General features: G+C 59.4%; 18 protein-coding genes. 4 read left to right on the forward strand and 14 right to left on the reverse strand.

The window, feature by feature from the left end; genetic code table 11:
• Positions 1–69 precede the first annotated feature (69 nt).
• The gene (locus NTD86_RS06645) at positions 70–366 is read left to right on the forward strand and encodes a winged helix-turn-helix domain-containing protein (protein WP_262201362.1); all 297 of its coding nucleotides are present in this window, start codon (positions 70–72) and stop codon (positions 364–366) included.
• Here NTD86_RS06645 and NTD86_RS06650 read toward each other — a convergent pair.
• The 10 genes from NTD86_RS06650 to betI all read right to left on the reverse strand — a co-directional run bounded on the left by NTD86_RS06650 (position 357) and on the right by betI (position 14,537).
• Positions 357–815, reverse strand: coding sequence for a GNAT family N-acetyltransferase (locus NTD86_RS06650; RefSeq protein ID WP_262201363.1), 459 nt, complete (start codon positions 813–815; stop codon positions 357–359). The genes NTD86_RS06645 and NTD86_RS06650 overlap by 10 nt on opposite strands.
• 74 nt (positions 816–889) lie before the next feature.
• Positions 890–3,064, reverse strand: a complete 2,175-nt coding sequence (yccS, locus tag NTD86_RS06655) for a YccS family putative transporter (RefSeq protein WP_262201364.1) — start codon at positions 3,062–3,064, stop codon at positions 890–892.
• A gap of 129 nt (positions 3,065–3,193) precedes the next feature.
• A complete protein-coding gene (locus NTD86_RS06660; protein WP_262201365.1) occupies positions 3,194–4,372 on the reverse strand; it encodes an NAD(P)/FAD-dependent oxidoreductase in 1,179 nt (392 codons plus the stop codon).
• 90 nt (positions 4,373–4,462) lie between these two features.
• The gene (gene dbpA, locus NTD86_RS06665; protein ID WP_262201378.1) at positions 4,463–5,800 is read right to left on the reverse strand and encodes an ATP-dependent RNA helicase DbpA; all 1,338 of its coding nucleotides are present in this window, start codon (positions 5,798–5,800) and stop codon (positions 4,463–4,465) included.
• 215 nt (positions 5,801–6,015) lie between these two features.
• Positions 6,016–7,446 (reverse strand): multidrug transporter subunit MdtD, encoded by a 1,431-nt coding sequence (mdtD, locus tag NTD86_RS06670; RefSeq protein WP_262201366.1) that lies wholly within the window; start codon positions 7,444–7,446, stop codon positions 6,016–6,018.
• 104 nt (positions 7,447–7,550) lie between these two features.
• Positions 7,551–8,888: a TldD/PmbA family protein gene (locus tag NTD86_RS06675; protein WP_262201367.1), complete on the reverse strand. Its 1,338-nt coding sequence runs from the start codon at positions 8,886–8,888 to the stop codon at positions 7,551–7,553.
• Positions 8,888–10,330 carry a TldD/PmbA family protein gene (locus NTD86_RS06680; RefSeq protein ID WP_262201368.1) on the reverse strand — a complete coding sequence of 481 codons (1,443 nt, stop codon included), beginning with the start codon at positions 10,328–10,330 and terminating at the stop codon, positions 8,888–8,890. Before NTD86_RS06680 ends, NTD86_RS06675 begins: the two co-directional genes overlap by 1 nt.
• A gap of 201 nt (positions 10,331–10,531) precedes the next feature.
• Positions 10,532–12,235, reverse strand: a complete 1,704-nt coding sequence (betA, locus tag NTD86_RS06685; protein WP_262201369.1) for a choline dehydrogenase — start codon at positions 12,233–12,235, stop codon at positions 10,532–10,534.
• 127 nt (positions 12,236–12,362) lie between these two features.
• Entirely contained in the window at positions 12,363–13,835 is a 1,473-nt protein-coding gene (gene betB / locus NTD86_RS06690; RefSeq protein ID WP_262201370.1) for a betaine-aldehyde dehydrogenase, read from the reverse strand.
• 108 nt (positions 13,836–13,943) lie between these two features.
• A complete protein-coding gene (gene betI, locus NTD86_RS06695) occupies positions 13,944–14,537 on the reverse strand; it encodes a transcriptional regulator BetI (RefSeq protein ID WP_262201371.1) in 594 nt (197 codons plus the stop codon).
• Positions 14,538–14,921: 384 nt separating this feature from the next.
• Between betI and NTD86_RS06700 the strand changes: the two genes are divergently transcribed.
• Entirely contained in the window at positions 14,922–16,916 is a 1,995-nt protein-coding gene (locus NTD86_RS06700) for a BCCT family transporter (RefSeq protein ID WP_410016955.1), read from the forward strand.
• Positions 16,917–17,009: 93 nt separating this feature from the next.
• Here the strand turns inward: NTD86_RS06700 and choV are convergent, their stop codons facing one another.
• From choV to NTD86_RS06715, 3 genes are all read right to left on the reverse strand, one after another.
• Positions 17,010–18,188: a choline ABC transporter ATP-binding protein gene (gene choV, locus NTD86_RS06705; RefSeq protein ID WP_262201372.1), complete on the reverse strand. Its 1,179-nt coding sequence runs from the start codon at positions 18,186–18,188 to the stop codon at positions 17,010–17,012.
• Positions 18,185–19,030, reverse strand: coding sequence for a choline ABC transporter permease subunit (choW, locus tag NTD86_RS06710; protein ID WP_262201373.1), 846 nt, complete (start codon positions 19,028–19,030; stop codon positions 18,185–18,187). The genes choV and choW overlap by 4 nt, the downstream gene beginning before the upstream one ends.
• A 68-nt stretch (positions 19,031–19,098) precedes the next feature.
• Positions 19,099–20,046 carry a choline ABC transporter substrate-binding protein gene (locus tag NTD86_RS06715; protein ID WP_262201374.1) on the reverse strand — a complete coding sequence of 316 codons (948 nt, stop codon included), beginning with the start codon at positions 20,044–20,046 and terminating at the stop codon, positions 19,099–19,101.
• Positions 20,047–20,389: 343 nt separating this feature from the next.
• Between NTD86_RS06715 and NTD86_RS06720 the strand changes: the two genes are divergently transcribed.
• Positions 20,390–21,766, forward strand: a complete 1,377-nt coding sequence (locus NTD86_RS06720) for an L-serine ammonia-lyase (RefSeq protein ID WP_262201375.1) — start codon at positions 20,390–20,392, stop codon at positions 21,764–21,766.
• A gap of 59 nt (positions 21,767–21,825) precedes the next feature.
• On the opposite strand, the gene NTD86_RS06725 is transcribed toward NTD86_RS06720, so the two are convergent.
• Complete coding sequence (locus NTD86_RS06725; RefSeq protein WP_262201376.1) at positions 21,826–22,173, reverse strand: DUF6124 family protein; 348 nt, start codon at positions 22,171–22,173, stop codon at positions 21,826–21,828.
• 516 nt (positions 22,174–22,689) lie between these two features.
• On the opposite strand from NTD86_RS06725, the gene NTD86_RS06730 reads away from it, so the two are divergent.
• Entirely contained in the window at positions 22,690–23,733 is a 1,044-nt protein-coding gene (locus NTD86_RS06730) for an RHS repeat-associated core domain-containing protein (protein WP_262201377.1), read from the forward strand.
• Positions 23,734–23,825: the final 92 nt, after the last annotated feature.

Raw genomic sequence — 23,825 nt, forward strand, 5'->3', positions numbered from 1 at the left:
GCCTCGCGATCTTTTGATCGTTCAAAAGCTCGCTCCTACAGGTGGCGTACTACATAACGGGAGTTCTGAATGGAAGTCAGTAAAACCAAAAGCAGCTTTTATCGGCGTTTGTACGTGGCCTGGTTGATCGACAGCCAGGTCGCCAGCAATGTGCCGGCGCTGACCGAAGTCACCGGCATGCCGCGCCGAACTGCTCAGGACACCATCGCAGCCCTGGCCGATCTGGACATCGTGTGCGAGTTTGAACAGCAGGACGGTGCCCGTCATCATGCCGGGCGTTATCAGATTCTCAGTTGGGGGCCGATCGACAAAGCCTGGGTGGGCCAGCATGTGGAACAGCTCAAGCAGGTACTCGGTTACCCTTGAACGCGGCGCATGGCGATGTGCGGGATGTCATCTTCAAGGTAGGTCTCGCCTTCGGCCATGAAGCCGTGTTGCTCATAAAACGGCTGCAGGTGCGCTTGTGCGGACATGAAAACGGGCTGTCCTGACCAGTACTCTTCGATGTTTTGCAGCGCCACTTCAATCAGCCGGTGCCCAAGCTTTTGCCCACGGCCTTCGGGGGCAATGATCACGCGGCCAATCACCACGTCACCGCCCTGGGACTCCGGGTCCAGCAGGCGGGCGTAAGCCACCAGCTTGTCGTTTTGCCAACCCATCACATGCAGTGTATCGCCGCTCAGGTCTTGCCCGTCGACATCCTGATACGCGCATTTCTGTTCAACGACGAACACCTCTGAGCGCAGCTCCAGAATGGCGTAGAGCTGTTCTTTACCTAAATCGTCGTGGTGTTTGCAGAGCCAGTCAGTGGTCACGTTGTTGTCCTTGTGATCGAATCGATCAGCCGATAGTAGGCGTGATGCTGACTGGCGCCAAGCTGCGATAAATCCTACGGGGCTTTGACCAAGTGTGCGGCCAGCGTGCGCAATGGACCCAACTGACGGCAAATCAGCGCCAATTGAGTCTGCACCAGCCGCTGGTTCTCATCGACTTCGTCCGGCATCTGCTCCAGTTCGTTGGCCAGTACTTCTTCTTCGTCGCTCTGCACTGCCACGGGTTGTTTACTGCTCAAGCCCTGAGCGATCACGTCGATGCTGTCCGCAATGCGCCGGCCTGCGCCTTCGATCAACTGTTCGCGCAGTTCCGCCGGCAACTCGGTGCCGCGATGCGCGCCCAGGCCCGACAGATAACTGAGCAAGGTGTGTGAGAGCACCAAAAAGCGGAAGCCCATGTCGGCGTCCTTACGGAAGTGCCCCGGCTCCATCAGCATGTTGGCCAGCGTGGTCGACAGCGCTGCGTCGGCGTTGTGGGCGTTGCGGCGCGCCAGCCGGTAAGCCAGGTCATCGCTTTTGCCCTGTGCGTATTGCTGCAGGATCTGGCGCAGGTACTGGCTGTTGCAGCTCAAGGTATTGGCCAGCGCCTGATTGAGCCGACGGCCCTGCCAGTCCGGCAAGAACAGGAACACCGCCGCTGCGGCGATCACGCTGCCCACCAGGGTATCGAGCAATCGTGGCAGGAACAGTCCATAACCGTCGCCCACCTGGTTGAAGCAGAACAGAATCATCAGCGTGATGGCGGCTGTGCTCAGGGTGTAGCGCGTGGTGCGGTTGATAAAGAACACCACCCCGGCCACCACGGCGAACAACGACTGCACCAGTGGGTTCGGGAACAGATCGAACAGCGCCCAGCCCACGGCCAGGCCAATGGCCGTACCGATGATCCGCTGGCTGAACTTGCGCCGCGTCGCGCCGTAGCTCGGCTGGCAGACGAACAGCGTGGTGAGGATGATCCAGTAACCCTGGCTTGGGTGAATCCAGTGCACCATGCCAAAGCCGATACTCAGCGCCAATGGCAGGCGCAAGGCGTGGCGGAAGATCAGCGACGTCGGCGTGAGGTGCTGGCGCAAGCGTGACCACACGTCCTTGAAGTTGCGTGGCGAGCGGTCCAGCAAGCTGCTGTCAGTGGCATCGGCCAGGGCATCGGGGTTGCTGGCGTCGCTGAGCAAACGGTCCAGCGTACCGAGGTTGGCCGCCAGCGCCCGCAGCGAGCGCAACAGCCCGCGCCAGGCCGGGTTGCTCTGGATGCGCAGGTGTTCGAGCGAGGCATGCAGATCGCCCAGCGCCTCGGCAAAACTGTCGTCATAGACAAACGGCTGGCGCAGCTTGATCGACTCCGACAGACGCTGGCAGGCCACGCCTTGCTGGCGCAACAAGCGTTGGCAACGGAACATCACGTCACTGTGGAAGAAGGCATCGGCCAGCGCGTTGTACGGGTAGTGCGACGAACTGGCGCGCTCGTGAATATCCTGTGCGAGAAAGTACAGCTTGAGGTAGCGACTGATTTTGGAGCCCGGCCGCGTATTGCCGACCCGGTGCAAAATGATCTCTTTGGTGGTGTTCAGGGCCGCCACCACGCGGCCGTTTTGCCGGGCCAGCTCCAGACGACCAGCTTCTACATCCAGATTACGCACCGGCTCAAACAGCGACGACTTGAGCTTGAGGTACAGCCCCAGCTCCCAGAACAGCCGCGCCAGGCTTTGTTGCACCGGCTGGTGGGAAAACATCGCCTGCCAGAGCACCGACAATGCGCCATACCAGGCCGCGCCTGCCACCAGCAGCATGGGTTCGTGCCAGAAATCGGTGACCTCGCCGCCCCGCTGGTCCACCCCGATCATGGTGTACACGGCCAAAATCAGTGTGGCCGAGGCAATCGCCCCATAGCGTTCGCCCAGCGCACCGAGCATGGTCAGGCCAAAGCTGGCCAGTGCCAGTGCGGTCACCAGCAGCAACGGGTAGGGGAAGAGCAATTCGACACTGATCGCCGAAGCACTGAAACACACCAGCGTTACCAGCAGCGCGTTGAGGCGGCCCTGCCAACTGTCATCAGTCTCGGACAGGGCGCTGGCGATAATCCCCAGGAACAAGGGGATCAACAGCGACATCTCGTCCTGATACCAACAAAAAGCCATGCTGCCGGTCAGGGCGATGAACACCCGGACGCTGTAACTGAACTTGTCCCGCGCCCACAAGCGGCGCAGTGATTGGCTGAAAGAGGTCGATGACATGGAGTGGCGGTGCCTGGCTCGTGATTCGCTAAATTGAGCCAGATAAGACGTTAGTGCAATGGCACTGTTCACATCGAACAGAAAATATTTTTTGCCTGAATGCAAAGCCGCGTTGAAGGTATGCCTGCGTCAGGCGTACTGCGCGGCGGCATACCCGGATGCCCACGCCCACTGGAAGTTGAAACCGCCCAGGTGGCCGCTCACGTCCAGCACTTCGCCGACAAAATACAGCCCAGGGCTCTTCAGCGACTCCAAAGTCTTGGATGATACTTCGCGGGTATCAACCCCGCCCAGGGTCACTTCGGCGGTGCGATAGCCTTCGGTGCCGGCGGGTACGACTTTCCAGCAGGCCAATTTGTCAGCCACGTCGGTCAGTTCGCCGGGGGTGTATTGCTTCATTGGCTTGGACACGAACCAGTGTTCGGCCAGCAAGTTGGCCATCTTCTTGGTGAAGATTTCACCGAGCAGGGTTTTCAATTCGCTGTTCGGGCGTTCTGCTTGTTGGGCTTGCAGCCAGCTCAGCGCGCCCAGGTCCGGCAGCAGATTGATTTCCACCGTGTCGCCGCTGTTCCAGAACGACGAGATCTGCAAAATCGCCGGGCCGCTCAGGCCGCGGTGGGTGAACAGAATGTTCTCGCGAAAGCTCTGATCGTTGCAGCTCACCAGGCAGTCCACCGAGGTGCCCGAGAGTTCGGCGCAGATCTCTTTGAGCTGATCGGTAATGGTGAACGGCACCAGCCCGGCGCGGGTCGGCAGCAAGGTGTGGCCGAACTGCTTGGCCACTTGATAGCCAAAGCCGGTGGCGCCCAGGGTCGGGATCGACAGGCCTCCGGTGGCGATCACCAGCGACTGGCAGTTCAACTGATCCAGTGTGGTCTTGAGGCTGTAGCCGCTGTCGGTCTTTTCGATCTGCTCGACCGAGGTGTCCAGGTGCAGGCTGACACCCGCTTGCTGGCATTCACTGAGGAGCATTTCGAGGATGTCGCTGGACTTGTTATCGCAGAACAACTGGCCGAGTTTTTTCTCGTGATAGGGCACGCCGTGCTTACTCACCAGCGCGATGAAATCCCATTGCGTGTAACGGGCCAGCGCCGACTTGCAGAAGTGCGGGTTCTGCGACAGGAAGTTGCTCGGCTCGGTGTACATATTGGTGAAGTTGCAACGGCCACCGCCCGACATCAGGATCTTTTTGCCCGCCTTGTTGGCGTGGTCGATCAGCATCACTTTGCGCCCACGCCCGGCAGCGGTCAGCGCGCACATCAAACCTGCGGCGCCAGCGCCAATAATCACAACATCGGTGGTACGCAAAGCGGTGTCCTCGAAACTTCAGATAATCGTGTAGGAGCGAGCTTTTAAATGAGCAAAAGTTCGCGAGACGAGCTCGCTCCTACAGGGGGGTTACAACACCCGAACGCGCAACGAACGGCCTTTGATCTTGCCGTCGCTCAAGCGCTGGGCGGCTTGTTTGGCGATGGTGCGGTCAACCGCTACGTAGGCCTGGAAGTCAAAAATAGTAATTTTGCCGACCTGTGCCCCAGGAATACCGGCATCACCGGTCAAAGCACCCAGAATGTCACCAGGGCGGACTTTGTCTTTGCGGCCAGCGCCGATCACCAGGGTGCTCATCGGTGGCAGCAGCGGGGCGCCGCCTTTGGAGGTCAGGGTGTCCAGCGACTCCCAGTTCAGCGGAGCCTTTTGCAACTGCTCGATGGCCTGGGCGCGGTGCGCTTCGGACGGCGCCACCAGGCTGATCGCAATGCCTTTTTCGCCCGCACGGCCTGTACGGCCAACGCGGTGAATGTGGATTTCCGAGTCGCGGGCCAGCTCAACGTTGATCACCATGTCCAGTGCGTCGATGTCCAAGCCCCGGGCCGCCACGTCGGTGGCCACCAGCACCGAGGTCGAACGGTTGGCGAACATCGCCAGCACCTGATCGCGGTCGCGCTGTTCCAGGTCACCGTGCAGGCCGACGGCCGAAATGCCCTTGGAGGTCAGGTGGTCAACGGTTTCCTGCACCTGCTGCTTGGTGAAGCAGAACGCCACGCACGATTGCGGGCGGAAGTGCCCGAGCACTTTAGTCACGGCGCTCATGCGTTCTTCCGGCGAAATCTCGTAGAAACGCTGTTCGATCTGGCTGTCGGTGTGCAGCGCCTCGGCTTTGACTTGCTGCGGGTTGCGCATGAACTTGGACGCCAATTGCTTGATGCCCACCGGGTAGGTGGCCGAAAACAGCAGGGTCTGGCGACGTTCGGGGGTCTGCTGAATGATGTCTTCGATGGCGTCGTAAAAGCCCATGTCGAGCATGCGGTCGGCTTCGTCGAGCACCAGCGTGTTCAGGCCATCGAGTACCAGCGAACCTTTGCGCAAGTGCTGCTGGATACGCCCCGGCGTGCCGACAATGATGTGCGCGCCGTGCTCCAGCGAACCGATCTGCGGGCCGAACGACACGCCGCCACACAGGGTCAGCACTTTGATGTTGTCTTCGGCGCGGGCCAGACGGCGGATTTCCTTGGCTACCTGATCCGCCAGTTCGCGGGTCGGGCAGATCACCAAGGCCTGGCAACCGAAGTAGCGTGGGTTGATCGGGTTCAGCAGGCCGATGCCGAACGCCGCGGTTTTACCGCTGCCGGTCTTGGCCTGGGCGATCAGGTCCATGCCTTTGAGGATCACCGGCAAGCTCTGCGCCTGGATCGGCGTCATCTGGGCATAACCGAGGGAGTCGAGGTTAGCCAGCATGGCGGCGGACAGAGGCAGAGTGTTAAAAGCGGTGGCAATGGTGGTCACGGGACTGGCCTGCAAAACAAAATGTCGCGCAGTGTAACAGCCCGTTGCCCAATGCCCGAACATTCTGGACGAGAAGTCATCAAGGATTCTGTAGGCGCGAGCTTGTCTCGCGATCTTTTGATTTTTTTAAAAGATCGCGAGGCAAGCTCGCGCCTACAAAGGCCCCATTAATGATCCGGTTCATGCTCCGAGTTGGCTTTGGGCTTGCGCCCGTCCTGCGGGGACAACTGCAGGAAGATCGCCGCCGCCAGCATGGCCATGATGCCGACAGTCAGGAAGGTCAACTGGAACGCCCCCAGCACGGTGTGCACGCCATCGCTGGCGCCGTCGCCCGAGAAGCCGCCGAGCAAGGCACCGGCGCAGGCAACCCCCAGGCTCAGCGACAGCTGCGCCACCACCGACAGCAAGCTGTTGCCGCTGCTGGCGCTGACATCATCGAGGTCGATGAGGGTTACGGTGTTCATGGCGGTGAACTGCAACGAGTTGATAGCCCCCAAAATGGCCAGCATTGTCAGCAACAACGGGTAAGGCGTTTGCGCGGTCACCAGGCCCATGCTGGCCAGCATGATACCGAGTGCCAGGGTGTTGCCGGTCAGAATAGTGCGATAGCCCAGACGCTCGATCAGTGGCCGCGCGCCCCATTTGGCCAGCATCGCGGCGGCTGCCAGTGGCAACATGCTCATCCCGGCTTCCGACGGCGAATAGCCCAGCGCCACTTGCAGCAGCAACGGCACCAGAAACGGCAGCGCGCCGCTGCCCAGACGGGCAAACAGGTTGCCCAGAATGCCCACGGCAAAGGTCTTGGTTTTAAACAGCACCGGCGAGAACAGCGGATTGCTGATGTTGGCCGCCCGCAGCCAATACGCCGCCAGGCACGCCAGCCCGGCAAACAACAGCAACATGACGCGCAAGTGCGGCATGTGCAGTTCGCCCAGGCCTTCCATCGCAATGGTGATAAACACCATGGCTGCGCCAAACAGCAAAAAGCCCAGGGCATCGAAGCGGGTGCGGCCGTCGCCACGCAAATCCGGGATCATTTTCCAGACCGCCCAGCATCCGAGCATGCCCACCGGCAGGTTGATCAGGAAGATCCAGTGCCAGCTCAAGTACTGCACCATCCAACCGCCCAGGGTCGGGCCGATCAGCGGGCCGAGCAGGCCGGGGATGGTGATAAAGCCCATGATCCGCACCAGTTCCGAGCGCGGATAAGCCTTGAGCACCACCAGCCGCCCGACCGGCACCATCAAGGCTCCGCCCAGCCCTTGAAGCACGCGGGCGGCAATCAGTTGGTTGAGCGTGCCCGACAAGGCGCACAGCAGTGAGCCGAGACTGAACAGCAGAATGGCGCTGAAGAAGATTTTCTTGGTGCCGAAGCGGTCAGCGATCCAGCCCGAGGCCGGGATCAGCAAGGCCACGGTGAGCATGTAGGCCACGATCACCCCTTGCATGCGCAGCGGGTTTTCCTTGAGGTCGGCGGCCATGGCGGGTAGGGCGGTGTTGAGGATCGTACCGTCGAGCGACTGCATGAAAAACGCGATGGCCACCACCCACGGCAACCAACGTAATATTTCGGGCGTGAGAACCGGGCGTGCAGGCATAGGACCTCTTTCTAATTGTTCGAGGATCTTCTGTAGGAGCGAGCTTGTCTCGCGATCTTATGATCGTTCAAAGATCGCGAGGCAAGCTCGCTCCAACAGAATCATTACAACGTGAGCGTGAGTTTTTTGACCAGTGCACCCGGCAATAAATTCGACGCGGTCTGGCGGTGGTCGTAAGTGCTGGCCGACACCAGCAGTTCGCGCTCTACGGTAAGGGCTTCGAGCTGCGAGCCCAGCAGGCTGTACACGCTGTCATCAAAACGCATGGTATTGACCGGCGCCTTGATCTCGCCGTCTTCCACCCAGAACGTCGCAAACCGGGTCATGCCGGTCAGGCGCGCTGCTGGTTGGTCAGAATAGTTCAAATACCACAGGTTGCTGATGTACAGGCCGGTGCCCAACTGCTTGAGAATGTCGGCCTGCGCCAGTTGCCCGGCGGCCATCGCCAATGCACTCGGCGCTTCGCCTGCGTGCGCGCCGTTAACCTGCAGCCCATATTCGGCCGCACTGCGCGAGCTCACCAACTGCTGGTCGGCCTTGCCATGCTTGACCAGCGACAAATCCTGGCGCGGATAACCTTCGTTTGAAAACGCCGGGCTCAGGGACTGGCTGACATGCTCGTCCAGCGACACCAGCGGGCTCAGTTCGGCATCGCCGCCGTACAGCTTTTGCATCGGGCTGTATTTGCTGGCCAGTGCCTGGGCCGAAAAACCGCCCCAGCACAGCATGCTCATGACTTCTTCCAGCGCGGCGGGCGCCAGGTACGCACGGTACTCGCCAGGAGCCAACACGTGGGCCGGGCGGTCGAGAAACGCCAATTGTTCGAGGGCCTGCTGCATGCGCTGGGCAAAGCGTTCGCTGTCCCAGTGCGACCCGGCGTAGCTGGCTTTGACTGCTTGGCCGTTACTGTGGAACACGCTCCAGTCAAAGTTGAAGCTGTTGGCCTGATGCCAGCCAAAAGCGCCTTGCGAACTGGCGTAGCCATAGCTGATCGGGCCGCTGGCGTAGAAGCCCACCAAGTCGACGCCGTGTGCCGCACGGCGGATTTGCTCCAGCACTTGCGCTGAATCCGGCAAAGGCTCGGCCTGCACATTGTGGCTGTGCCATGGGTCGGGGTTGAGTTGCAAATACGGATCGACCGGCAACAGCGGCAATGTCTCACGCAGTTGTTTCAGCGCATCGGCCAAGCGCTGCTGATCGACGCCAGGCTCACCGGCCAGGGTCACGTTGACGCTGGCATGGCGGCCCTCATTAATTAGCTTCAGGCTCAGGCTGGCTTGCTGGACCACACCGGCCTGGCGCACTTTGCCCTTGTTGAAGCGGATAAATTGCGAGGCTTCGGCATTGTAGCCGACGGTAAATTGCTCCGGGCCGACCAGCGCCTTGCGCAACCACGCCACCAGCCCCTCGAACTGCTCGGCCTGACTCAGTACCTGGCTCATCAGGCATCTCCTCCAAACACATCCACTTGACTGAACACACAGGCCGGCGACGCATGGCCCACGCGGATGACCTGGTTCGGCTCGCCTTTGCCACAGTTGGGCGTGCCCAGCACTTTAAAGGTACTGGCGTCGCCCACGGCGCTGAGATTGCGCCAGAACTGCTCGGAAATACCCCGGTAATTCGGGTTTTTCACCACGCCCTTGAGCTCACCATTCTCGATCAACTGGCCCCATTCGCAGCCGAACTGGAACTTGTTGCGCGCATCGTCAATCGACCATGAGCGGTTGTTGGACATCAGAATGCCGTGCTCGATACCGCCAATCAGTTGTGCCATGGAGCGGTCGCCCGGCTCGATATTGAGGTTGGCCATGCGGTCAATGGGGGCGCGGTTCCAACTGCACGCGCGGCTGTTGGCCACGCCTTCCAGCCCCGTGCGGAACTGCGACAGTGCGCCCCCCAGCGGGCGCTGCAACACGCCTTCGCGGATCAGAAACGCCTTGTGCGCCGGGGTGCCGTCATCGTCAAAGCTATAACTGGCGAGTTGCTCGGGGATCGTCGGGTCGAAGGTGACGTTGAGCAATTGGGAGCCGTACTGCAGGCTGCCAAAGTCGCTGGTCTTAACGAAGCTGGTGCCCGCGTAATTGCGTTCGTCACCCAAGATGCGGTCCAGTTCCAGCGGATGGCCGATGGACTCGTGGATCTGCAAAATCATCTGGTCGGGCATCAGCAGCAGGTCGCGCTGGCCGTGCGGAGTGTTGGGGGCGAGCAGCAATTGCAGCGCCTGGTCGGCCACGACCGGGCCAGCGCCGATCAGGCCGCAGCGGCTGATTACATCGGCGCCGCCTTGCTGGCCAAAATTCTCGCGGCCCAGGGTGCGGCTTTGGCTGTCCTGGCCGTCGTAGGCGGTGACACTCATGCCGGGGAAAACAAAACGTTGGGCCTGACGCAGCTCGGCGCCTGCGCTGTTGAGGTAAATCTGCTCGACATGGGTGAGACCAAGCGAGGCCACCCAACTGACGAGCCGCTCGTCCTTGGGTACGGCGGCCGACTCAGTGCTCAGCAAGTCATAGCACTGGCTCAGCGACGGGAACGCCTGGTCGATATCGGGCGAAAAGTAATCAGACTTGGCGCTGGATACCGCCTCGTCGCTGAGGTTGAGTAACGCGTGGTCGGTGATCAACCGGGCCTGGGCTTCGGCCCGCTCCAGCGCGGCCTGCAGCCCCGCCTGGGACAAATCGTTGGTGGCGGCATAGGCTTCAACGCCCTTGAGTCGCACTGTCAGCATCGCGCCTTGATCGTGCCCGAATGAAGGCGGCTCTGCGACGTTCTTGCGCACCGACAGGTATTGCCCGGATTCACGTACATAGCGCAGCGAAAAGAACTCGGCCCGAGTGTGCAGGGCGGCGAAGCGCTGCTTGAGCTGAGAATGAAAGTCGAACATGCACGGACCTCCGAAAGCGGGAAATCGGGTGTAAAGCGGGGGGTGTGACGCGAAACGAGGCCCTAGAGTAGGCCTGCGTAGAGGTGGGGGCAAGCGGGGTGGGAATGAAACGTCATGGATCTGTAGGAACGAGCTTGTCTCGCGATCTTTTAAATGATCAAAAGATCGCGAGGCGAGCTCCGCCCTACGGTTATTGCGGTGTTACTGAGCGGTACGGCTCACTTCACGCAGTGGCTTGCCGCGCACCGGCGCATCGCCTGCTACGTAGTAGTCGGCGGTGCTGCGCGGCAGTGGCTTGCGGCCACGGATCTTGTCGGCGATTTTCTCGGCGATCATGATCGTCGGCGCGTTCAGGTTACCGGTGGTGATCAGCGGCATGATCGACGCATCAACCACACGCAGACCTTGCAGCCCATGCACACGGCCTTCGCCGTCTACCACGGCCATCTCGTCGGTGCCCATTTTGCACGAGCAGGACGGGTGGAAAGCGGTTTCGGCGTGCTCACGGATGAACTGGTCGAGTTCTTCGTCAGTCTGTTTATCGATACCCGGGCTGATTTCACGGCCACGGTACGCGTCCAGAGCCGGCTGCTGCATGATTTCACGGGTCAGGCGGATGCCGTCGCGGAATTCCTGCCAGTCTTGCTCGGTGGACATGTAGTTGAACAGGATGCTCGGGTACTCACGCGGGTCCTTGGACTTCACGTTGACGCGGCCACGGCTCGGCGAACGCATGGAACCCATGTGCGCCTGGAAACCGTGCTCTTTCACGCCATTGCTGCCGTTGTAGTTAATCGCCACTGGCAAGAAGTGGTACTGAATGTTCGGCCACTCGAAATGCTCGCGGGTACGGATAAAACCACCGGCTTCGAACTGGTTGCTGGCGCCAATGCCTTTGCCGGCGAACAACCACTCGGCGCCAATGGCCGGCTGGTTCCACCACAGCAGCGACGGGTACAGCGACACTGGCTGAGTGCACGCGTATTGCAGGTACAGCTCCAGGTGGTCTTGCAGGTTCTGGCCGACGCCCGGCAGGTCGTGAACCACCGGGATGTCGAGGCTTTTGAGCAGTTCTGCCGGGCCGACGCCCGAGCGTTGCAGCACGGTTGGCGAACCAATGGCGCCGCTGCACAGCAGGACTTCCTTGCGTGCACGAGCTTCGATGCGCACATGGTTGTCGCCGGTCATGTAGTGCACGCCGACTGCACGCTTGCCTTCAAAGATGATCTTGTCAGTCAGCGCATGGGTCACGATGGTCAGCGTCGAGCGCTGCTTGGCGATGTCCAGGTAACCGCGTGCGGTGCTGGCGCGACGGCCGTTCGGCGTCACGGTACGGTCCATCGGGCCGAAGCCTTCTTGCTGGTAGCCGTTCAAGTCTTCGGTGCGCGGGTAGCCCGCTTGTACACCGGCTTCAACCATGGCGTGGAACAGCACGTTGTTGCCGGCTTTTGGCGTGGTCACGCTGACCGGGCCGTCGCCACCGTGGTAGTCATTCGGACCGATGTCGCGGGTTTCCGCTTTGCGGAAGTACGGCAGGCAGTCCAGGTACGACCAGTCTTCCAGGCCAGGGTTTTTTGCCCAGCCGTCGTAGTCCATCGCGTTGCCGCGGATGTAGCACATGCCGTTGATCAGCGACGAACCGCCCAGGCCCTTGCCACGGCCACATTCCATGCGGCGACCGTCCATATGCGGTTCTGGATCGGTTTCGTAGGCCCAGTTGTAGCGACGGCCTTGCAGCGGGAACGCCAGCGCGGCAGGCATTTGGGTACGGAAGTCGAAACGGTAGTCCGGGCCGCCTGCTTCAAGCAGCAGCACGGTGACGCCTTGGTCTTCAGTCAGACGGGTCGCCAGGGTGTTACCGGCAGAGCCGGCACCAATGATGATGTAGTCAAATTCTTGGGACATAAAATGCACCCTCTATGAAGTAAGTCAGATCACTGGAACCCTGCAGGAGGCGAGCTTGCCTCGCGATCTTTTAAAGGATCAAACGATCGCGAGACGAGTTCGCTCCTACAGGTATTACGTTTTGGGTTTAGAACACCGAAACGTAATCGCCCAGCTCTACCTGTACCGATTTGACCTGGGTGTACTGAGCCAGCGAGCTGATGCCGTTTTCACGGCCGATGCCCGATTGCTTGTAACCGCCCACCGGCATTTTTGCATCGGATTCGCCCCAGGCGTTGATCCAGCAAATGCCCGCTTGCAGCTGGTGAATCACGCGGTGTGCGCGGTTCAGGTCTTTGGTGACAATACCGGCGGCCAGGCCGAACTCGGTGTCGTTGGCACGACGGATCACTTCTTCTTCGCTGTCGTACGTCAGGATGCTCATCACCGGGCCAAAGATTTCTTCTTTGACGATGGTCATCTCGTCGGTGCAGTCAGTGAACACAGTCGGTGCCACGTAGGCGCCTTTGCCCAGCGCGCCTTCGGTCAGGCGTTCGCCGCCGCACAGTACGCGGGCACCTTCTTCTTTACCCTTGGCAATGTAGCCAAGCACGCTTTCCATGTGAGCAAAGCTGACCAGCGGGCCGAAGTTGGTGTTTTCGTCTTCCGGGTTGCCGATGCGGATGCGCGCAACGCGCTCCAGGATCTTGGCTTCGAAAGCGGCTTTAAGTGCAGTCGGCACGAACACGCGGGTGCCGTTGGTGCACACCTGGCCCGAGCTGTAGAAGTTGGCCATCATCGCGGTGTCTGCCGCGCGGTCCAGGTCAGCGTCGTCAAAAATGATCAGTGGCGACTTGCCGCCCAGTTCCATGGTCACTTCTTTGAGGGACGAGCTGGTGGCGCTGGCGGTAACTTTTTTGCCAGTGTCGGTGCCGCCGGTGAACGAGATTTTCTCGATGCGTGGGTGCTCGGTCAGCCAGGTGCCGACTTCACGGCCGCTGCCGGTCAGAACGTTGAACACGCCGTCTGGCAGGCCTGCTTCGGTGAAGATTTCAGCCAGCTTCAAGGTGGTCAGCGAGGTCACTTCGCTTGGCTTGAAGATCATCGCGTTACCGGCCGCCAGGGCGGGTGCGGATTTCCACAGGGCGATCTGGATCGGGTAGTTCCAGGCGCCGATACCGGCCACAACGCCCAACGGCTCGCGGCGGGTGTAAACAAAAGAGGTGGTGCGCAGCGGGATCTGCTCGCCTTCGATGGCGGGTGCCAGGCCTGCGTAGTATTCCAGCACGTCGGCGCCGGTCACGATGTCGACGTAACGGGTTTCGGAGTACGACTTGCCGGTGTCCAGGGTTTCCAGGGCGGCCAGCTCATCGTTGCGCTCGCGTAGGATCTCGACAGCGCGACGCAGAATGCGCGAACGCTCCATGGAGGTCATGGCAGCCCAGATTTTCTGGCCTTTTTCAGCGCTGACAACGGCACGCTCAACGTCTTCTTTGGTCGCACGTTGCACTTGTGCGAGGACTTCGCCGTTAGCCGGGTTGATGGCATCGAAAGTAGCGTCGCTACCGGCGTCGGTGTAGCCGCCGTCGATGTAGAGTTTTTGCAATTCGAAACGGGCCATAAATTCCTCGCAAGTGCATCAGTGGTGGGCGTTCATCGTCAATCGGGTGCCATCTAACTGTGGCACCACAGATTCACGACAGTTCAGGGGTTAAGCGTGGGTTGATGCCTAACTCTCCTGTTTCGCCAGTTGTAGATCCATGTATTCGTAGCAGATGCGTTGTGCCTGTTCGGTGTCGAATGCGTCACCCGACAGGGCACCCCGCAACCATAGACCATCGATGAGAGCTGCCAGGCCTCGCGCTGCATTGCGGGCCTGGGCCTGCGGCAACACGCGCCGAAATTGGCAGCACAGATTGGAGTACAAGCGGTGATCGTTAATCCGCTGCAATCTGTGCAACGACGGTTGGTGCATGCTGGCTGCCCAAAAGGCCAGCCAGGTTTTCATTGCCGGGCCACTGACCTGGCTCGCGTCAAAGTTGCCTTCAACGATTACCTGCAAGTGCGCCCTTGGGCTGTCGTCGTTGAGCGCTTGACGGCGCTCGGCGACGTTATCGATCAGAACGTTCATCAAGTACCGCATGGTGGCGGCGATCAGACCGTTCTTATCGTTGAAGTAGTGACTGATGATGCCGTTCGACACGCCGGCCAAACGGGCAATTAGCGCAATGCTGGCATCTGCCATCCCGACCTGATCGACCGCCGCTAGGGTGGCTTCGATCAACTGCTGGCGGCGTATGGGTTGCATACCGACCTTGGGCATTTTCTACATCTCCTTGGGCCAGCGCGCAGCGCATGTCAATCACTGAACGATGGCCAGTCTATTTTGTTTTGATTGAACGTTCAATCAACAAAGAATAATATCTGCGACAATTCGTCGCGTGCTGTGGTGCTTTTCCTACAACGAGTGGCGAAAAATCGACACGGTAAATATCTCCGGATGCGGAAAGCCGGTAGGCGCGAGCTTGTCTCGTGATCTTTAAAGATCAAAAGATCGCGAGACAAGCTCGCGCCTACAGGGACAGGCAGGGTCCGGTTTTTTAGCGGTGTCTTTATATCACTCGACCGTTGGTCGCTATCTAACCGATTGGTCGAGTGGTGCGTTGCCTTAAGTCCTTGTGTCGCACTTGCCTGGAGCACCCGTGCAATGAGTTCTGCCTCTCTTATAAAGACCCCGCCACAAAAGGTGTCGGTCAATGGTGCGGTGTTTTACACCGCAACCGGCTTAATACTGCTGTTGACCGCCATTTTGATCGCCTTCCCTGAAGACGCCGGCCACATGTTGGGCGTTGCCCAGGAATGGCTGTCGCGCACCTTCGGTTGGTACTACATGGTGGTGATTGCCGCCTATCTGATTTTTGTCGTGGGTCTGGCGTTTTCGTCCTACGGCAAACTGAAGCTTGGGACCAAGCAAGACAAACCCGATTTCAGCTACGGCGCGTGGGCCGGGATGCTGTTTTCGTCCGGTATCGGCATCTCCTTGCTGTACTTCGGCGCGTCCGAGCCGCTGGACCACTACTTCAACCCGCCGCAAGGCGTGTCGGCCAGCCATGAAGCGGCGCGTCAGGCACTGCAACTGACCTTCCTGCACTGGGGTTTGCACGGCTGGGCGATCTACGCGCTGGTCGGCCTGGCCGTGGCGTACTTTGCCTACCGTCACAACCAGCCGCTGGCGTTGCGTTCGGCGCTGTACCCATTGATGGGCGAGCGTTGGGTCAAGGGCGCTGCGGGCCACGCGGTAGACGGCTTCGGCATGTTCGTGACGTTGCTGGGGTTGGTGACCAACCTGGGCATTGGCTCGATGCAAGTGTCGTCGGGGCTGGAAAACCTGTTCGGCATGCAACACAGCAACACCAACCTGTTGATCGTGATCATCGTGATGAGCACCGTGGCCACCATCGCAGCGGTTTCCGGTGTTGAAAACGGTATTCGTCGTCTGTCCAACCTGAACATCATCTTGTTCAGCGGCTTGCTGATTTTCGTGCTGCTGTTTGGCCCCACGTTGCACCTGCTCAACGGTTTTGTGCAGAACGTGGGTGACTACCTCAACGGTCTGATCATGAAAACCTTCGACCTGTACGTGTACGAAGGCGACAGCAAAAAAACCGAAGGCTGGTTGGGCCTGTGGACCCTGTTCTACTGGGCGTGGTGGATCTCCTGGGCCCCATTTGTCGGCATGTTCATCGCGCGTATTTCCCGTGGTCGTACTGTGCGTGAACTGGTCGCGGGCGTGCTGTTGATTCCGCTGGGCTTTACCCTGGCCTGGTTGTCGATTTTCGGTAACTCGGCACTGGACCTGGTGGTCAACCAGGGCGCGGTGGAGTTGGGCAAAACCGCCCTTGAACAACCGTCGATGGCGATTTACCAACTGCTGGAACACTACCCGGCGTCGAAAATCGTAATCGGTGTGTCGATCTTTGTGGGCTTCGTGCTGTTCCTGACCCCGGCGGATTCCGGTGCCGTAATGATGGCTAACCTGTCGTGCAAAGGCGGCGACGTGGACGAAGATGCGCCGCACTGGCTGCGTATTTTCTGGTCGGTGGTCATTACCCTGGTGACCATCGGTTTGCTGTTTGCCGGTAACTTCGCGGCCATGCAAACCATGGTGGTGTTGGCGGGCCTGCCGTTCTCGGTGGTGCTGGTGCTGTTTATGTTTGGCCTGCACAAAGCCATGCGCCAGGACACTCTGGTTGAACAGGAACAAGCTGAACTGGCGGCTCGTGGTCGTCGTGGTTTCAGCGAGCGCTTGACCACCCAAGACCTGCAACCGACCCAAGCGGTGGTGCAGCGCTTCATGGACAAACACGTGACCCCGGCGCTGGAAGAAGCGGCTGCGCAATTGCGTAGCCAAGGCCTGGAAGTGCAGACCTTGCTGGGTGCCGCCAAGCGTTGCATGGGTGTGCGGGTAGAGATGTCGGAAGGCAACCCGTTTGTCTACGAAGTGAGCCTGGACGGCTACTTGGCCGCGCCAAGCGAGTCTGACCAGGACGGCGTGCGCAGTCGTTTCTACCGGGCCGAGGTGTACCTGCACAACGGCAAACAGGAGTACGACCTGATGGGCTTCACTGACGAGCAAATCTGCCGAGACGTGCTCGACCAGTTTGAAAGTCATCGCCAGCTCCTTGGGCGGGTATACAACTAAGAGCACATACCTGCTGTAGGAGCCAACTGCCTCGCGATCTTTTTAAAGATCTAGAGATCGCGAGGCAAGCTCGCTCCTACAGGGGGTTATTCGTCAACCTAGGTTCTTGCCCAACAACGCGTGGTACAACTCGGTATCACCCAGTATCCCCACCACTTTCTGATTGTCGTGCAGCACCAGCTTGTTACCGGTCTGGTAGCGAATTTGTAGTGCATCACGCATGCCGATACTCGAGTCCACCAACGTGGGTCTGCGGTCCAGGCTGTCGACCGATTGCCCGCTGCGCCATTGCTGCAGATCTACCACCCCCGCGCCATTGCGCGCACCCTTGATGGTGTTGCCTTCGGCCAGGTCGATCCATGAATCATCCCCCGGATCGATGCACACCGAGCCATTGATGCGTTTGCAGTTGTCCAGCGTGCGCATCAGGCTGCGCCCGCACAACACGTTCAGCGGGTTGGTATGCGCTACGAATGTGCGCACGTAGTCGTCTGCCGGGTTAAGCACGATTTCTTCGGGTTTGCTGTACTGGATGATCTTGCCGTCTTTCATGATCGCGATGCGGCTGCCCAGTTTCAGCGCTTCATCCAGGTCGTGACTGACGAACACGATGGTCTTGCTGAGCTTACGCTGCAGCTCCAGCAATTCGTCTTGCAGGCCCTGACGAATCAGTGGGTCAAGCGCCGAGAACGGTTCGTCCATCAGCAGAATATCGGCGTCCATCGCCAGTGCCCGCGCCAGGCCCACACGCTGTTGCATGCCGCCGCTCAACTCGTCGGGCTTTTTGTTGCGCCACTGGCTCAGGCCCACCAGCTCGAGCTTTTCATCCACCAGCGCCTTGCGTTCTTTCTCGGGGCGGCCCTGCATTTCCAGGCCAAAGCTGATGTTCTCGCGCACTGTCAGCCACGGCATCAGGGCGAACTTTTGAAACACCATGGCAATGCGCTTGGTGCGCATCATTTTCAGCTCGGCGGGGGTACAGGAGGCGATGTCGATTTGCTTGCCTTCATGCTCCACAAACAACTGACCACGGCTCACCGTGTTCAACCCGTTGATGCAGCGCAGCAAGCTGGATTTGCCCGAGCCGGACAAGCCCATCAACACGCAGATCTCGCCTTTGTCGATGTCCAGGCTGGCCTTTTCGACGCCGACGATCTGCCCGGTCTTTTTCAAAATCTGATCCCGCGAGAGGCCTTCGTCCAGCAGCCTCAGCGCCTCACGCGGTTTTTTGGCGAAGATCACGTCAACCTTGTCGAAGCGAATAATACTCATGCGTCAGCTCCTTTCTTGGCGTCCGGCTGTTTGCAGATCCGGTCGAGCATGATCGCCAGCAACACAATCGCCAGCCCGGCTTCAAAGCCCAGCGCAATGTCGGCGGTGTTCAGCGCGTTGACCACCGGTTTGCCCAGGCCGTCCGCACCCACCAGCGCGGCAATCACCACCATCGACAGCGACAGCATGATGCACTGGGTGATCCCGGCGGCGATGCTCGGCATGGCGTGGGGCAGCTCGATACGGGTCAGTAATTGGCGGCGCGAACAACCAAAGGCCTTACCGGCATCCAGCAGTTCATGGGGCACGTCGCGAATGCCCAGGTAGGTCAGGCGGATCGGCGCGGCAATCGCAAACACCACGGTCGAAATCAGCCCCGGCACCACGCCCAGGCCAAACAGGGTCAGGGTAGGGATCAGGTACACAAACGTCGGCACGGTCTGCATCAAGTCCAGCACCGGGCGCATGCACGTATACACCGCGGGCTTGTGCGCGGCGACAATGCCCAGCGGCACGCCGATGATCACGCACACAAACGTGGCAAACACCACCTGCGCGAGGGTTTCCATGGTCTCTTGCCAATAGCCCAGGTTGAGGATCAGCAGAAACGACAAAGCGACAAAGACCGTGAGCCCCCACTTGCGCTGAATCAGATGCGAAAACAAGGCCACCAGGCCGATAAAGGCGAACGGGTTGAACCAGGTCAGCGCGAACGTCACGCCGTGGATCATGGCTTCGAGCGTGCTCGCGATCATGTCGAAAATGTTGGCGCCATGTTGGGTCAGCCAGTCGACAAAATTGGCGATGTACTCACCCAACGGGATTTTGTGATCTATCAGCATGGTAGTGACGTCCGCATGCAAGTGGAGTTAAAACGGAGCCGCAACGGCAAGCCGCCCGGCCTCCGCGATTACTTCGCCAGGCTGGCCTTGACCGCCTCAAGACCCGGCTTGCCATCCACCGTGGTCACGCCCGCGAGCCAGGTGTCGAGCACCTGAGGGTTCTGTTTAAGCCAGGCTTTGGCAGCCACATCCGGCTTGATCTTGTCGTCCAGCACCTTGCCCATCAGGGTGCTTTCCATGTCCAGGGTAAACACCAGGTTCTTCAGCAACTGGCCCACGTTGGGGCATTCCTGTGTGTAGCCTTTGCGGGTGTTGGTGTAGATGGTGGCCTGGCCAAAATTGGGGCCGAAAAATTCATCGCCACCGGTGAGGTACTTCATCTTGAAGCGGGTGTTCATGGGGTGCGGTTCCCAACCCAGAAACACCACGTCGGTGCCGCGCCGTTGCGCACGGTCGACTTGCGACAACATCCCGGCTTCGCTCGACTCCACCACCTTGAAGCCTGCGTCCTTGAGGCCAAATGCGTTCTTGTCGATCATGCTTTGAATCGTGCGATTGCCGTCGTTGCCCGGCTCGATCCCGTAGATCTTGCCGTCCAGTTCTTTCTTGAATTTAGGCAGGTCGGAAAAGTCTTTCAGGCCTTTGTCATACAGCGCCTGCGGTACGGCGAGGGTGTACTTGGCGTTTTCCAGATTGGCGCGCACGGTGTCGACTGTTCCTGCGTCGCGGTAGGCCTTGATGTCGTTTTCCATGGTGGGCATCCAGTTACCCAAAAACACGTCCATGTTCTTGCCTTCAGCCAGCGACTTGTAGGTGACCGGCACCGAAATCATGGTGGTTCTGGTCTTGTAGCCCAGCGCATCCAGCACCGTGCTGGCGACTGCAGTCGTGACTGCAATGTCGGTCCAGCCCACATCCGAAAAGTTGACGGTGCTGCACTGCGCGGGCTCTGCAGCCTGGGTGACGATTGGCAGACTCAGCAATGCAGCCAACAGCAAGGGGGAGGAATGTTTCATTGAACGACTCCTGTGTGTCTGGGTGGCAGTTTTCGATCGAAAAGCCGCCCGTATCAGTCGCAGTTGGGTGATGCCGGCTGGCATCTGGCAATCGAGTCGAGACTGATCATGTAACAGCCAAAATCAAACGCCTACCGCCCGCGTCGCATCCAGTACAGGCAGGGTCGTATCTGATACCTGCGAGGTCGTATTTGGACGTTTCCACCCCAAAAACCGCACTTTTGGCCCGTCTGCACCGCATAAAACGGCGACGGCGCTGGCAGACAATAGCGGGTCGTTGCTGGACGTTTTCAGGGGCTGAAAACCGACCATGATGCGAGCACTCATTACGAGGCTCGTCCCCATGGCTATCAGCGTGTTTGACCTGTTCAAGATTGGTATTGGCCCTTCCAGCTCCCACACCGTGGGGCCCATGCGGGCGGCTGCACTGTTTGTGCAGGGGCTGCGCGAACGCGACCAACTGCAACAGGTGCGACGCATTGAAGTGCAGCTTTACGGTTCACTGTCGGCCACTGGCATCGGCCATGGCAGCGACACAGCAGTGATCATGGGCTTGATGGGCGAGTGGCCAGACGCCATCGACCCGGCGCAGATTGCCCCGCGCATTGCAGCGCTGCACGACAGCCAGACACTGCTGCTCGATGGCTACCTGCCTATCCCCTTCGTGTGGGCCAGCGACATGCGCCTGCTCGACGAAAACCTGCCGTTCCACCCCAACGCCATGACTCTGGTGGCCGAGGCGCAAAACGGTGAACTGCATCGCGACACGTACTACTCCGTGGGCGGTGGTTTTGTGGTGGATGCGGCGCAAGCGGCCAGTGGCGTCATGGACACCGACCGCACTCAACTGCCGTATGACTTTTGCAGCGCCGTCGAACTGCTCAACCTGTGCCGCGAACATCACTTGAGTGTGGCGGCCTTGATGATGGCCAACGAGCGTACCTGGCGCAGTGAAGATGAAATCCGCTGCGGTTTGCTGAAGCTCTGGCACGCCATGCAGTCGTGCGTCGAGCACGGCTTGAAACACGAAGGCATCCTGCCCGGCGGCCTCAATGTGCGGCGTCGGGCGGCGCGTTTGCATCGCAGTCTGCAAGAGCTGAACAAGCCCAATGTGATCGGCTCCACCCTCAGCGCCATGGAGTGGGTCAACCTGTTCGCTCTGGCGGTCAACGAAGAAAACGCCGCTGGCGGGCGTATGGTCACCGCGCCCACCAACGGTGCGGCGGGTATCATCCCGGCGGTATTGCACTACTTCATGAAATTCAGCGACGAGGTCAGCGAAGCCAACGTCGTCGACTACTTATTAAGCGCGGCGGCGATCGGCATTCTGTGCAAAAAGAACGCCTCCATTTCTGGCGCCGAAGTGGGCTGCCAGGGCGAGGTCGGTTCGGCCTGCGCCATGGCGGCGGCGGGGTTGGCGCAAATTCTCGGGGCCACGCCCGAGCAGTTGTGCAACGCCGCAGAAATTGGTCTGGAACATAACCTGGGCCTCACCTGCGACCCGGTGGGCGGGCTGGTGCAAGTACCGTGTATCGAGCGCAATGCCATCGCCGCGGTCAAAGCCATCAACGCCGCACAAATGGCCCTGCGCGGGGACGGCCAGCACTTCATCTCACTGGACCGGGTGATCCGCACCATGCGCGACACCGGCGCCGACATGCACGACAAATACAAAGAAACCTCACGCGGCGGGTTGGCGGTGAGTGCGGTGGAGTGTTGAGGAATGTAGGAGTGGTCGACTCAAATTGACGCGCCAGCTTGCACTCAGGCGCGTGCCGCTTAGTGCGTGACCAGACGGTCCAGCGATGTATCGACATAGCTCTTGGCCAGCTCCGCCAAGTGCCCGATGGACAGCACCACATCGCGCTGATTGCCGCTCAAACCATTCCCCGCCTCACTCGCCGAAGCAACCATACAGCGCAACAAGTCTGACGCCTGGGCCAAAGCCGCTTCTAAATTGACGCTGCCGGGTATGGCATACATGGCCTGATCCATGTGCCGTGGAGGCTTATGGTTGTGCAGGTAGTAATCAAGGGCGCGATCGGCCGCCGCACGGTCCAGTAACTGTGACGTGCGCTCAACGGCATCGGGGGATGTGACAGGTGGATCGGGTGTCAGTTTTTTCATGGTTACAGCTCCAACCTCGTTAAGGGAACTGACACCTGCCGCTACTAAACGAGTGGGTGGCAGCCGTACGCAGGTTAGTAGACCGGTGAGCTTGGAAACCGGCGCACCCTAAGGTGCCCTGCGCACGGCCACCATAAAGTTGCGGCCGAAAAAAAGCGCCTCACTCAGGTGGCGCCTTGCGCCTTGCTCACAAACTGGGCTACTAAACCCGACCGCTGTTTTTTGCAGCGATGGCCGAGACTATGCCCCGAATGGAGTGGGCGCAAGCGAACGGGATTTTCTCGGAAGTGTCCTTGGATTGAAAGCGAAACGTCGTACGAAATGGCTGATTTTCCGGCGCCAACACGCATGCGTTGAGCCTGTAGGAGCGAGCTTGCCTCGCGATCTTTCAACGATCAAAAGATCGCGAGGAAAGCTCGCTCCTACAGGGCTGTACCTAGCAGATCTGTCAGTAGGCAGTTGCTCCGTGCCGGTGCAAGCTGAGCGCAAATCCCTGCACACGACGAGCGTTCACACATGGCCACAGCCATCTATACCTACGACCCGCTGGATCGCTTGGTCCAGACGGCGGGTATTCGGCGCTTTTACAACAGCTCGCGCATGACTACCGAAATTGAGGGCGCTGTGCAGCGCAGTGTGTTTCAGGCGGGCGAGCACGTGTTGGCCGAGGGCGGGGCGGGTGGCAGCAACCTGCTGGCCACCGACCTGCAACGTTCGGTGTTGCACACGGTTAACCCCGATAAAATCCAACCCATTGCTTACAGCGTGTATGGCCATCGCTCGGCTGACAGTGGCGTGGCCAGTGTGCTGGGTTTTAATGGCGAACGGGCTGATCCGGTGACGGGGCATTATGTGTTGGGCAATGGATATCGGGCGTTTAACCCGGTATTGATGCGTTTTAACAGCCCGGACAGTTGGAGCCCGTTTGGGAATGGTGGAATTAATTGTTATGGGTATTGTGGTGGGGATTCAGTTAATCGAGTTGACTCGAGTGGGCATTTTTTTCTGGCTGCGTTGCGAAAAGCAGCAGACAGTTTTTGGGAGTTTTACCGTGCGCCTACAGGTATGCATATAAAAGCGACGTCTAATTATATAAAGCTGAATTCAGACATTTATGTGTATGAACAATTATCAAAAAAAGGTCAGCGTAAAATTGTTTTCGACGCGCATGGTGATTTTGAAAATGGGGCGCTGAAAGTTGGGTCACAAGACAGTCCCGTCAGCCCTGATAAATTAATAAATTTAGCGAGGGAAGGAGGCATTGATTTCGGAAAATACGATGCAGTCAAATTAATGATCTGCCACAGTGCAGAGGCAAATTTTGCCCAGCAAGTCTCTAACTTGACAGGGCTTAAAACAAAGGCTTTTAAAGGGACTGCAGCAGCAGTGTTTCCCGGATTTTTAGTCCCCAATATGGAAGTGGGTAAGATTTATCAGCCAATGATTAGTATGCGGACTCTGCGCAATACCGGGATTTTTAAATATTTTCCGAGTTCGCAGAGAAATTACAACCCAGTCATATTTTTCCCCGAAAACCATAGTGCTATCAGGCGTAACTGACAGTGCAACATGCGTGGTTGAGCCTGTAGGAGCGGGGGTGGGGGGGGGGGGGGGGGGGGGGCCCCCCCCCCCCCCCCCCCCCCCCCCCCCCC

Origin of the sequence: Pseudomonas sp. 7P_10.2_Bac1, from assembly GCF_025465935.1 — a bacterium.
Classification (GTDB): domain Bacteria; phylum Pseudomonadota; class Gammaproteobacteria; order Pseudomonadales; family Pseudomonadaceae; genus Aquipseudomonas.

Coding starts and splice junctions, on each gene's coding strand:
- NTD86_RS06715 (WP_262201374.1), bottom strand. CDS start 20,046: ATGAAACATTCCTCCCCCTTGCTGTTGGCTGCATTGCTGAGTCTGCCA.
- NTD86_RS06700 (WP_410016955.1), top strand. CDS start 14,922: ATGAGTTCTGCCTCTCTTATAAAGACCCCGCCACAAAAGGTGTCGGTC.
- choW (WP_262201373.1), bottom strand. CDS start 19,030: ATGCTGATAGATCACAAAATCCCGTTGGGTGAGTACATCGCCAATTTT.
- NTD86_RS06675 (WP_262201367.1), bottom strand. CDS start 8,888: ATGAGCCAGGTACTGAGTCAGGCCGAGCAGTTCGAGGGGCTGGTGGCG.
- choV (WP_262201372.1), bottom strand. CDS start 18,188: ATGAGTATTATTCGCTTCGACAAGGTTGACGTGATCTTCGCCAAAAAA.
- betA (WP_262201369.1), bottom strand. CDS start 12,235: ATGTCCCAAGAATTTGACTACATCATCATTGGTGCCGGCTCTGCCGGT.
- NTD86_RS06720 (WP_262201375.1), top strand. CDS start 20,390: ATGGCTATCAGCGTGTTTGACCTGTTCAAGATTGGTATTGGCCCTTCC.
- dbpA (WP_262201378.1), bottom strand. CDS start 5,800: ATGCTGGCTAACCTCGACTCCCTCGGTTATGCCCAGATGACGCCGATC.
- mdtD (WP_262201366.1), bottom strand. CDS start 7,446: ATGCCTGCACGCCCGGTTCTCACGCCCGAAATATTACGTTGGTTGCCG.
- NTD86_RS06725 (WP_262201376.1), bottom strand. CDS start 22,173: ATGAAAAAACTGACACCCGATCCACCTGTCACATCCCCCGATGCCGTT.
- NTD86_RS06645 (WP_262201362.1), top strand. CDS start 70: ATGGAAGTCAGTAAAACCAAAAGCAGCTTTTATCGGCGTTTGTACGTG.
- NTD86_RS06680 (WP_262201368.1), bottom strand. CDS start 10,330: ATGTTCGACTTTCATTCTCAGCTCAAGCAGCGCTTCGCCGCCCTGCAC.
- betI (WP_262201371.1), bottom strand. CDS start 14,537: ATGCCCAAGGTCGGTATGCAACCCATACGCCGCCAGCAGTTGATCGAA.
- betB (WP_262201370.1), bottom strand. CDS start 13,835: ATGGCCCGTTTCGAATTGCAAAAACTCTACATCGACGGCGGCTACACC.
- yccS (WP_262201364.1), bottom strand. CDS start 3,064: ATGTCATCGACCTCTTTCAGCCAATCACTGCGCCGCTTGTGGGCGCGG.
- NTD86_RS06730 (WP_262201377.1), top strand. CDS start 22,690: ATGGCCACAGCCATCTATACCTACGACCCGCTGGATCGCTTGGTCCAG.